The 11,253-nt window shown below is 67.8% G+C and carries 7 protein-coding genes; 5 read left to right on the forward strand and 2 right to left on the reverse strand.

Annotated features, from left to right (window positions below; genetic code table 11):
* Positions 1–8: 8 nt before the first annotated feature.
* The gene (gene eccCa, locus ACFQ7F_RS22865) at positions 9–3,986 is read right to left on the reverse strand and encodes a type VII secretion protein EccCa (protein WP_383273216.1); all 3,978 of its coding nucleotides are present in this window, start codon (positions 3,984–3,986) and stop codon (positions 9–11) included.
* Between the two features lie 383 nt (positions 3,987–4,369).
* Between eccCa and eccD the strand changes: the two genes are divergently transcribed.
* Together eccD and ACFQ7F_RS22875 are read left to right on the forward strand one after the other, a co-directional pair.
* Positions 4,370–5,896: a type VII secretion integral membrane protein EccD gene (eccD, locus tag ACFQ7F_RS22870; RefSeq protein WP_383273218.1), complete on the forward strand. Its 1,527-nt coding sequence runs from the start codon at positions 4,370–4,372 to the stop codon at positions 5,894–5,896.
* Positions 5,897–6,007: 111 nt separating this feature from the next.
* A complete protein-coding gene (locus ACFQ7F_RS22875; protein WP_383273220.1) occupies positions 6,008–7,492 on the forward strand; it encodes a PQQ-binding-like beta-propeller repeat protein in 1,485 nt (494 codons plus the stop codon).
* A gap of 47 nt (positions 7,493–7,539) precedes the next feature.
* Here the strand turns inward: ACFQ7F_RS22875 and ACFQ7F_RS22880 are convergent, their stop codons facing one another.
* Positions 7,540–7,815, reverse strand: coding sequence for a DUF397 domain-containing protein (locus tag ACFQ7F_RS22880; protein WP_383273222.1), 276 nt, complete (start codon positions 7,813–7,815; stop codon positions 7,540–7,542).
* Positions 7,816–8,176: 361 nt separating this feature from the next.
* On the opposite strand from ACFQ7F_RS22880, the gene rpsO reads away from it, so the two are divergent.
* From rpsO to ACFQ7F_RS22895, 3 genes are all read left to right on the forward strand, one after another.
* The gene (gene rpsO, locus ACFQ7F_RS22885) at positions 8,177–8,464 is read left to right on the forward strand and encodes a 30S ribosomal protein S15 (RefSeq protein WP_383273224.1); all 288 of its coding nucleotides are present in this window, start codon (positions 8,177–8,179) and stop codon (positions 8,462–8,464) included.
* A 6-nt stretch (positions 8,465–8,470) separates the two neighbouring features.
* On the forward strand, positions 8,471–8,674 hold the full coding sequence (locus ACFQ7F_RS22890) for a hypothetical protein (protein WP_383273227.1): 204 nt from the start codon (positions 8,471–8,473) through the stop codon (positions 8,672–8,674).
* 340 nt (positions 8,675–9,014) lie between these two features.
* On the forward strand, positions 9,015–11,231 hold the full coding sequence (locus tag ACFQ7F_RS22895; protein ID WP_383273229.1) for a polyribonucleotide nucleotidyltransferase: 2,217 nt from the start codon (positions 9,015–9,017) through the stop codon (positions 11,229–11,231).
* Positions 11,232–11,253 lie beyond the last annotated feature (22 nt).

The raw sequence follows: 11,253 nt of genomic DNA on the forward strand, positions 1-11,253 counted from the left end.
TGATCCGATCAGTACTCCCCACTCACCAACCCCGTCTGCACCAACGGCTTCCCCCGCCGCCGCGAGACGAAGGTCCCCCGTCCCGCCGGCATCGGCCGTGGCCGTACTCCACCCAGGATGTCCCCCTCGTCCGGATCCCCGGCGAGCACCACACCCTGCGCGCCCAGCTCCTTCATCCGCTGCATGAAGGGTTCGTACGCCGCACGCCCCGCACCCGCCGTCGACCGCGCGATGATGAAGCGGACGCCCACATCGCGGGCGAAGGGGAGCAGCTCGGTGAGCTGGCCCAGCGGGTTGCCGCTGGATGTGGACACCAGGTCGTAGTCGTCGACGATCACGTACACCGTCGGGCCCCGCCACCAACTGCGCTCGCGGAGCTGCTGGGCGGTGACGTCGGCCGTGGGCGTGCGGCGGTTCATCAGGTCGGCCAAGGCCGCCATGTGGTGGTCCATGGCGTTGGACATGGGGATGTACTCCGCCAGGTGCGATGCCGGGGTCACGTCGAGGAGGGAGCGGCGGTTGTCGACCACGAAGAGTTTGCAGTCGTCGCCGCTGTAGCGCTCCGTGAGGCGGGTGATCAGCAGGCGCAGCAGATTCGACTTGCCCGACTCGCTCTCGCCGAAGACGAAGAAGAACGGGTCCTGCTCGAAGTCCACGAAGACCGGTTCGAGGTTGGTCTCGTCGAGGGCGAAGGACACCCCCCGGTTCGGGAAGACATTGCCCGGCGGGAGCTGCTCGGAGGGGAGTTCCCTCGGCAGCAGGCGGACCTGTGGTGCGCCCGGCGCCGTCCAGTGACGAGCGACCTCGGTGGTCAGGGTGGACGTGGCGTCGGCCAGGTCCGTGTCGGACGTCAGACCGTCGATGCGCGGGACCGCCGCCATGAAGTGCTGCTTCTGCGGGGACTGGCCCCGGCCGGGCACGCCGGAGGGGACATTCGCCGCCACCTTGCGGTCGAACTCTGAATCCATGGTGTCGCCGAGGCGCAGTTCGAGGCGGTTCATGAGGTGGTCCTTGAGGTTCGCGCGGACCTCCATCGACCTCGATGCGGTGAGGATCAAGTGGACGCCATAGCCGAGGCCGCGCGCCGCGATGTCCAGGACCGCAGGCTCCAAGCCCTCGTAGTCCGAACGGAAGTTGCCCCACCCGTCGATGATCAGGAAGACGTCGCCCCACGGCTGGTCGGCCACCGTGATGTCGCCGCGCGCCCTGCGCGTACGGAAGTCGGCGATCGACGGGATGCCGGACGTCCGGAAGTACTCCTCGCGGCGCGTCATCACGCCGTACACCTCGGCGACCGTGCGCCGCACCCTCTCGGGGTCGAGACGTGAGGCGACCCCGCCGACGTGGGGGAGCCCGGCCACGGACGACATCCCGCCGCCGCCGAAGTCAAGGCCGTAGAGCTGCACCTCGTGGGGGGTGTGTGTGAGGGCGAAAGATGCCATCAGCGAGCGCAGCAAGGTCGACTTTCCGGACTGCGGGCCACCGACGATCTGCATGTGACCCGCCGCGCCCGAGAAGTCGCACCACAGTGCGTCACGGCGCTGCTCGTACGGCTTGTCGACCAGGCCGAGGGGGACGACGAGCCGCCCTGCTCCCTCGTAACCAGGCTGCGTGAGGCCGCGCCCGGGCACGGCCGCGAGCCCCGGGATCAACTGGTCCAGGGACGGTGGGCTGTCCAGCGGCGGCAGCCACACCTGGTGGGCCGCCGGGCCCTGCGCCTCCAGGCGGCGCACGATGACGTCGAGGACGGTGTCGGCCAGCGCGTCGTCCGGGTCCGTCGCCGATTGCGTACGCGGCTCCGGCACCGTTGCCGCGGCGGCATAGCGCACGGGGACCTCGGCCGCCGTGAACAGCACCGGACGGCGGTCCACGGGCCGCGGGCCGCCAAGGGCCGCGGCCTGCGCGGAGCCCGAGCGGTACACCCCGGAGACGTAGGCCGCCTTGAAGCGCACCATCTCGTCCGTGCCGAACTTCAGGTAGCCGGAGCCGGGCACGTTCGGCAACTGGTACGCGTCGGGGACACCGAGCGCCGCGCGCGACTCGGCGGCGGAGAAGGTGCGCAGGCCTACCCGGTAGGACAGATAGGTTTCCAGGCCGCGCAGCCGGCCCTCCTCCAGGCGCTGCGACGCAAGCAGCAGATGCACGCCCAGCGAGCGGCCGATGCGGCCGATCTGTACGAACATCTCGATGAAGTCCGGCTTGGAGGTGAGTAGTTCGCTGAACTCGTCGATGACCAGGACCAGGGACGGGATCGGCTGGAGCGGGGCGCCGGCCGCGCGGGCCTTCTCGTAGTCGTTGACGTTGGCGTAGTTGCCCGAGTCGCGCAGCAGCTCCTGACGCCGGTTGAGCTCGCCTCGGATGGAGTCACCCATGCGGTCGACCAGCGTCAGGTCGTCCGCCAGGTTGGTGATCACGGCGGCTACATGCGGCATCTGCGCCATGCCCGCGAAGGTCGCACCACCCTTGAAGTCGGCGAGGACGAAGTTCAGGCTTTCGGAGGAGTGAGTGACGGCGAGGCCGAGGACCAGCGTGCGCAGCAGCTCCGACTTGCCGGAACCGGTGGCTCCCACGCACAGCCCGTGCGGGCCCATGCCCTCCTGCGCCGCTTCCTTGAGGTCCAGCATCACGGGGCGGCCGTCCTCACCGACGCCGATCGGTACGCGCAGCCGCTCCGCCTGCGCGCGCGGGCGCCACGTCCGGGCCGTGTCGACCGAGTTCGCGTCACCCAGGCTCAGCAGATCCGTGAACTCGAGATTGGCGAGGAGTGGTTCGTCGTCGTCCCCGCCCGATGCCACCCGCAATGGGGCAAGTTGCCGGGCCAGCGCCTCGGCGGCTTCGTAGGAGAGGAGGTCGGGCGTGCCCTCGTAGACCATGCCGTGTCCGGATTCGATCCGCAGTGACCTCGGCTGCACGACGATGGACAATCCGCCCCGTCCATCGTTCAGCTCGCCTGGCACGACCTCCACGACCGTCACGCCCTGCAGTCCCTCCGGGGAGGCGAGAACCGACATGGGAGGCAGCGACAGGCCATCGAGTACGACGACGATGTGGGGCTCGTCCGGCACATGAGCCCCGCCCGGGTGGAAGCGGGGCCGTCCCTGTAGCCGGGCGGCGAGCATCGCCTCGAGCTCCATCGGGTCACCGGTGATCAGACGGCGGCTGCCCGCGCCGTCCGCGGTGCCTTCCGTCTGGCAGTGCGGCAGCCACTTGGACCACTCCCAGTCCTGGGAGGCAGTCCGTCCCGCCGCGACCGCGATGACCAGGTCCTGAGGGGAGTGCAGCGAAGCGAGAGAGCCGGTCAGCGCGCGGGCCGCTGCCCGCACAGTGCTGGGGTCACCGCTCACCGTCACGTGGTAGAAGGCTCGCAGGGAGACCGCCATCGGCAGGTCCTCCAGCGTGCTGTGCGCGGCGAGGAAGCGCTGCATCGCCCCTGCGGTGAGCGGTTCCAGTTCGTCCACCGGGGCGGTCTCCGGCGGGACGAGGGGGGTGGCGAGCGACTGCGGGCCGAGGCCGACGCGCACCTGACCGAAGTCCTCGTCCCCCGTACGGCGTTCCCAGACCCGGCTGCCCTCTGCGACCAGGGCCCACAGCTGCTCGGGGGAGGGGTGGAGGTAGTACTGCGCGTCGCGCTGGGCCCGCGCGGTGTCCAGGGCCTGCCGCCGGGTCTGCTTCAGGTACCGGAGGTAGTCGCGGCGCATGTCGGCCAACTGGCCCTGTGTCCCTCGCCGGTGGCGGATCAGCATCGCGACGGACATGGCCACCGTCGACGCGACCATCACCATGCCCATGATCTTCATGAACGGATGCGAACTGGGCATGAAGAAGAACACCACGGAGCCGCCCATGCCCAGCATGGGCAGGAGCTGCATCATCGCGCCCTCCTGCTGCCCGCGCGGCAGCTCGGGTGGAGGCTGTAGCACGATCTCCTCGGTGGGTACCTGCGATGGCAGAGCCCGAGGTGGGCGCTTCACGACGATGTGACTCACTACGCACCAATTCCCGTACAGGGCCGAGATGTTCCGTCCGCCGCCCCGTTTCAGGCGGACGCTGGCCGCTGTGTGATCCTACTGATACTGGTGGTGACCGGACGGCGGTAGGGTGCCGATGTGCGCGTGAGCACCTGCTAATCCGGCCGAAGAGGTGCCGGGCAACTGGCCGATGAATCGGGGTATTTAGCGGTATGTGGTGAGGGCCGCCCCCAAGAACCAGCCAGCCGGACCCGATTGCGTCGTAACACACTGATCGATGCGGCACAGTCGGCGGACACGCCGAGTACGCAACACCAGCACCACTGATGACATCGGCATCAGCACCGCCACCGCTGATGACATTGCCACCAGGACCACCAGCATTGAGGGGGAGCAGCAAGGTGAGCATGACGGCCTCCGCGACGGCCACCGGATCGGGCCGACCCGGCCAGGGAACGCCTCCGGGGCCGCCCCCCTCCGGCGCCGGCACGGGATTCGGCTTCTGCCGGGTCACCATCGTCGCGCCCGACAGCCGCATCGACGTGGCGCTGCCCGACGACATCCCGGTCGCCGACATCTACCCGGAGATCCTGCGCCTCTCCCGGCAGAGCCCGGCCGAAGGCGCCCCCGTCGGCTACCACCTCGTACGCCGTGACGGCGCCGTGCTCGACAGCGCCCGCTCCTTCGCGGCACAGCGCATCCTCGACGGAGAGCTCCTCACTCTGCGTCCGTTCTCGGAATCGCTGCCGCCCGCCGTCTTCGACGACGTCTCCGAGGCCATCGCCTCCGCGGTGACGCGTGACCGCTCGCTGTGGAACGGCGACCTGACGCGGGTGGCGGGCCTCATCGGCGGCGCCGTCCTGCCGGCCCTCATCGCCTTCGTGGCCTGGACCGCAGAGCCCCGCCACGACATGCACAGCCTCCCGGGGATCCTCGCCGCCGTCGCGGGTCTGCTGCTGCTCACTCTCGGCTGCGTACGCGCGCGGATCTACGACGATCGGACGTCGGCCATCGCACTCGGCCTCGGCGCTCTGCCGAACGTGGCCGTGGCCGGCTCCGGACTCCTGCCCCTGACGGAGCACCAGGGCATCGGCAGGCTCCAGTTCCTGCTCGCCTGTACGGCCGTGCTCATCGCCTCGGTGATCCTCACACTGGTGTCGCCGCGCGGGGACGGTCCGTTCGTCGCCTTTGTCTTCGCCTCCGCGGTCGGCCTGCTCACGGTGTTCCTCGCGACGCTGTGGAATCTGGAGCCCATCGAGACCGCGGCGCTCTGTGCCCCGCTGGCCGTGGGGGCCCTCGCGTTCCTGCCGGGCCTTTCCATGCGGTTCGCCCGTCTCCCCATCGCTTTCGAGTCCCCGCACGCCGCGCGCAGCGAGTACGACTCGGAGCCGGCGCCGCAGGACCCGATCGACGCCGAACGCATCGCCGCCCAGGCCCGCCGCGGCCACGAACTCCTCGTCGGCCTCGTCGGCGGCTGTGCGCTGGTATCCGTAGGGGCCGCCGCTGTACTCGGCTTTTCCGATGACGTATGGGGGCAGCTGCTGGCCCTCGCCACCGGCGTCGCCATGCTGATGCGCGCCCAGCTCTTCCGCTACACGGCCCAGGTCGCCGCCACGCTGGCCGCGGGTCTGGGGGCGCTGGTGCTGCTCGTGCTCGGCCTCTGCATCAACCCGCCGCAGGCGCTGATGGACGATGCCCTGCACGGCAACAGTGCAGCTCTCAACATCCGGACACTGTGGCTGATCGCTGCGATCGCGGCCGCCTCCGCGCTGGTCACTGCCGTAGGCCTGATCACATCGCGCCGAGGTGTCACCCCCTTCTGGGGTCGTTTCACGGAGATCGCGGAAGGCTTCGTCCTGCTGACGCTGGTCCCACTGACCTTGGCCGTCTTCGACGTGTACGCCTCAGCGCGTGCTCTGACCAGCTGACAGCTGCGCCCTGCCGTCTGGCATCTGCTCCGCGATCCGCTCCGCCGCGCCCTGGGCGGACGACGGACCCTGCCTCCCCCACAAACGTAGACAAGACAAGGACCTCACGACGTGAGTTTCGGCCCGCCTCCCTCCTCCTTCACCCAGTCAACCCTGGCAGCGGACGGAGCCCGCAGGAATCGTCGGAGGCGGCTGTTCGGCGTCATAGCCGCCGTTCTTGTTGTGGTGCTGTGTGCTGGTGGCGGATACCTCTGGCTCGGGGTCGGTGACCTGACACCCGACGACGACAAGCCGGATGCCGCTCCTCAGAGCCGGCTCGACGTCAGGGAGACGGTCGAAAAGCCGCCTGCGACCACAAAGGGCCAGATGGCCTTCCGGTTCTCCGTCGACGACATGAGCCCCGGAGAGCAGTACGACACGCCGGGCACGTGGGCCACTGACAAGATCCTCGCCAAGGGCATCAATAGAACGCTCGTGGGATTCAAGATCGGCAAGGACGTCTCCACGGGTGACGAGGCCTGGCGTACGCCCCTCGCCGGACCCATCTGCGGGCTCACTCGTCATGTGACCGTGGAAGCTCGCATTGCGGTGCTCCACAGGTCCAAGAACGATCCCGAGGCACCTTGCGAGCAGGTGGCCTTCGTCGACATCGACACGGGTGAAAAGGTCTGGGACAAGAAGTTCCCGACGTCGAAGACCATCTTCGGCCAGGATCCGACGAGTGTGTCGATGACGCGTGGCACCGTCGCCGTGACCTGGGGCAACGGTTCGGTGGCGTACGACATGGACACAGGGGACCGTCTGTGGAAAAAGGCACGCGTCTCAGGCTGCGAGCACGAGGGTTTGGCGGGTGGGCGCGGTCTGCTCATGGTGCTGGCCTGCGTTCACCGCAAGAGCCACACGTACCAGGTGCAGAAGTTGGATCCCCGTACCGGCGACGCAACGTGGACGTACCAGGTCGCCGATGGCATCAAGGGGGTCAATCTGCTGTCCGCCGAGCCCGCCGTCATCGGGCTCTCCGCGGGCGACAACGACGTGACGCACCTGATCTCGATCAACGACCACGGAAAGCGACGCGCGACCATCGGGCTTGAAGGCGGCCACTATGTCGTCAACTGCTCGACCGCGACGGGCTTCAACGCGGCCGACGATTGCCCCTCGACGGTGGTCAGCGGCGACCAGGTATTCGTCACGAGCCGCGAGGATCCGCACGGCGACATGGTCAACAACGCGAATCGCATCGTGTCGTTCGACCTCGCGACGGGCAAGACCGTCAAGAAGTTCGAATCGGGGCGTGACCAGCTGCTCTACCCCATGCGGATGAGTGGCGACCAGCTCCTCGCGTACCGGGAGAGCAGCGACCACATCACGCCGATGGGGCTGGTGAGCCTGAATCCGCGGACCGGCAAGGAGACCCCGTACTTCTTCTTCGGTCTGCCCGTCGAGGGCTGGACCCTCGCCGATATCGAACTGAGCGACATCGTGGTCCAGAACGGGCGGCTCTTTTTCGGCAGCAGAAAGGCGTCAGGGCCCAGTGCCGAGAAGAAGAAGGAGTGGTCGTGGCTGGTCATCGGCATCGAGGGCGCGAAGCGGTAGATCCACTCGGGACTCCGGCGTGAAGCGCGGCCCTCGGGGGGCCTCGGTCAGTCCGCGTCCAGACCGTCATCGCGCGGCGCCGGCTCGAGATCGAATTCCCCGTTCCGAGCCCCGAGAACAAAGGCCCGCCACTCCGCCCCGGTGTACCGCAGCAGAGTCTCGGGCTCGACCGACGACCGCATGGCCACCGCGCCGTCCGGCAGGTACGCGATCTCGACCCGCTCCTCGTGTGCCTCGGTGCCCGGTGCGCTGTGCCACTCCACGTCGGAGATCTCGAGAGCGTAGAGCTCGTTCTTCTCTCGCTCCTTGCGTGCTGCGGCCACTTCCCGACGTGCGAACGATGTGAACGAAGTGCCCGCTCAGCGTACTGGGGGGTGCAGGCGCGGAGCGGGTATCGGTTCACGTTCACACCGGGGAGGGGAATCCTTCATGCCGGGGTGGAGAATGAGGTAGAGGCAGCCTCTGGTCCGCGGCCCCCTACAGCCCCCGGTCATCCCCCCACAAGCGGACTGGTAACCTGTGAAGCGGCCGTATGTGTACGCGCCCCCAGACCCTCTCGATCGAGCACATGATCGAGGACCTGGAGGCAGCGCCCAGCGGACCTCGCCTCCCGAGTTACGGAAGCTCCCCTGCGATTTAGACCAGGGGCACTCGGCGGGCACGAAAAGACTACGAGGAGTAAGCGTGTCGCTCGACGCCGCTACGAAGAAGCAGATCATGACCGAGTTCGGCCAGAAGGAGGGCGACACCGGCTCCCCCGAGGTCCAGGTCGCCATGCTCTCCCGCCGGATCTCGGACCTGACCGAGCACCTCAAGACCCACAAGCACGACCACCACTCCCGTCGTGGTCTGCTGATCCTGGTCGGTCAGCGTCGCCGTCTGCTGCAGTACCTGGCCCGCAAGGACATCAAGCGCTTCCGTGCGCTGGTGGACCGGCTGGGCATCCGTCGCGGTGCGGCGGGCGCTAAGTAAGACATCGTGAAGGGGGCGGTTCCCACGCAAGAGGGGGCCGCTCCCTTTGCTGTTTGCGCGATCTGTGCCGACAGCGGCAGCGACATCGGCATCGACATCGATCTCGGCATCGACGTCGCTGTGCACAACATCGCGGTATGCAAGCATGCCGTGCGTGATGTACGCATGCCGTACGTGCTCTACGTGCGAAGTGTCACCGGCGCTTTGTAGTCTGGACGCACAACGTCATAGACAACGTCATACGCACACCCCATACCGGACTGGGCAGAATCGGACTGCACGGTCCAAAGACGTAACGGCGTCGCACATGGCGACGAGACGACGTCACACCGAACGAGGAGAAGCGCACCTCAAGGAACGCCGCCGCCGGTCCTCGGTAGTGGCGCCCGGGGTACAGCGAAAGCTCGAGCGTCGAGGAGAACTCGATCATCGAGCAATCGAGTACCGCCGGGTGCTTCGATCGAAGACCGGCCCGCACCAGAAGGAGCGCTTCTCCGCCACCGTCCCCGTGCCACACGGGCCAAGGGACGAAGACGAGGAGAAAACGCTAGTGGAGAACGAGACCCACTACGCCGAGGCTGTTATCGACAACGGCACTTTCGGCACCCGCACCATCCGCTTCGAGACGGGCCGCCTGGCCAAGCAGGCCGCAGGCTCCGCCGTCGCGTATCTGGACGACGACACCATGGTGCTGTCGGCCACCACCGCTTCCAAGCGGCCCAAGGACCAGCTCGACTTCTTCCCCCTCACGGTGGACGTCGAGGAGCGGCAGTACGCCGCCGGCAAGATCCCCGGTTCGTTCTTCCGTCGTGAGGGTCGCCCCTCCGAGGACGCGATCCTGACCTGCCGACTGATCGACCGGCCGCTGCGTCCTTCCTTCAAGAAGGGCCTGCGCAACGAGATCCAGATCGTCGAGACGATCATGGCGCTCAACCCCGACCACCTGTACGACGTGGTCGCGATCAACGCCGCCTCCTGCTCCACGCAGCTGGCAGGACTGCCCTTCTCCGGTCCGATCGGCGGCACACGTGTCGCGCTGATCAAGGGCCAGTGGGTCGCGTTCCCGACGCACACCGAGCTCGAGGACGCCGTCTTCGACATGGTCGTCGCCGGTCGTGTCCTCGAGGACGGCGACGTCGCGATCATGATGGTCGAGGCCGAGGCCACCGAGAAGACGATCCAGCTCGTCGCTGACGGTGCCGAGGCTCCCACCGAGGAGATCGTCGCCGCCGGTCTGGAAGCCGCGAAGCCCTTCATCAAGGCGCTCTGCAAGGCCCAGTCGGACCTCGCCGCCAAGGCTGCCAAGCCCACCGGCGAGTTCCCGGTCTTCCTGGACTACCAGGACGACGTCCTCGAGGCCCTGACGGCCGCCGTGAAGTCGGAGCTCTCCCAGGCCCTGACCATCGCCGGCAAGCAGGAGCGCGAGGCCGAGCTGGACCGCATCAAGGAGATCGCCGGCGAGAAGCTGCTCCCGCAGTTCGAGGGCCGCGAGAAGGAGATCTCCGGTGCCTACCGCGCGCTGACCAAGAAGCTGGTCCGCGAGCGCGTCATCAAGGACAAGGTCCGCATCGACGGCCGTGGCGTCACGGACATCCGTACGCTCGCCGCCGAGGTCGAGGCCATCCCGCGCGTGCACGGTTCGGCGCTGTTCGAGCGTGGCGAGACCCAGATCCTGGGCGTCACCACCCTCAACATGCTCCGCATGGAGCAGCAGCTCGACACCCTTTCCCCGGTGACGCGCAAGCGCTACATGCACAACTACAACTTCCCGCCGTACTCGGTCGGCGAGACCGGCCGCGTCGGTTCGCCGAAGCGCCGCGAGATCGGCCACGGCGCGCTCGCCGAGCGCGCCATCGTGCCGGTGCTCCCCTCGCGCGAGGACTTCCCGTACGCGATCCGTCAGGTCTCCGAGGCCCTCGGTTCGAACGGCTCGACGTCCATGGGCTCGGTCTGTGCCTCCACGATGTCGCTGCTCAACGCCGGTGTGCCGCTGAAGGCCGCCGTCGCGGGTATCGCCATGGGTCTGATCTCCCAGGAGATCGACGGCCAGACGCACTACGTCGCCCTCACCGACATCCTCGGTGCGGAGGACGCGTTCGGTGACATGGACTTCAAGGTCGCCGGTACGAAGCAGTTCGTGACCGCGCTCCAGCTCGACACCAAGCTCGACGGCATCCCCGCCTCGGTCCTGGCCGCCGCGCTGAAGCAGGCCCGTGACGCGCGTCTGCACATCCTGGACGTCATGAACGAGGCGATCGACGTTCCGGACGAGATGTCCCCGAACGCGCCGCGCATCATCACGGTCAAGATCCCGGTGGACAAGATCGGTGAGGTCATCGGCCCGAAGGGCAAGATGATCAACCAGATCCAGGAGGACACCGGCGCCGACATCACGATCGAGGACGACGGCACCATCTACATCGGTGCCCAGCAGGGCTCGCAGGCCGAGGCCGCGCGCGCCACGATCAACGGCATCGCCAACCCGACCATGCCGGAGGTCGGCGAGCGCTACCTGGGTACGGTCGTCAAGACCACCACCTTCGGTGCGTTCGTGTCCCTGATGCCGGGCAAGGACGGTCTGCTGCACATCTCGCAGATCCGTAAGCTCGCCGGCGGCAAGCGCGTGGAGAACGTCGAGGACGTTGTCGGTGTGGGCCACAAGGTCCAGGTCGAGATCGCCGAGATCGACTCCCGCGGCAAGCTCTCCCTCATCCCCGTCATCGAGGGTGAAGAGGGCGACGAGACGAAGGACGACACCGACAAGTGACGTCGAGTAGCACCACGACGAC

The sequence above is a fragment of the Streptomyces sp. NPDC056486 genome, from assembly GCF_042795295.1.
Classification (GTDB): Bacteria; Actinomycetota; Actinomycetes; order Streptomycetales; family Streptomycetaceae; genus Streptomyces.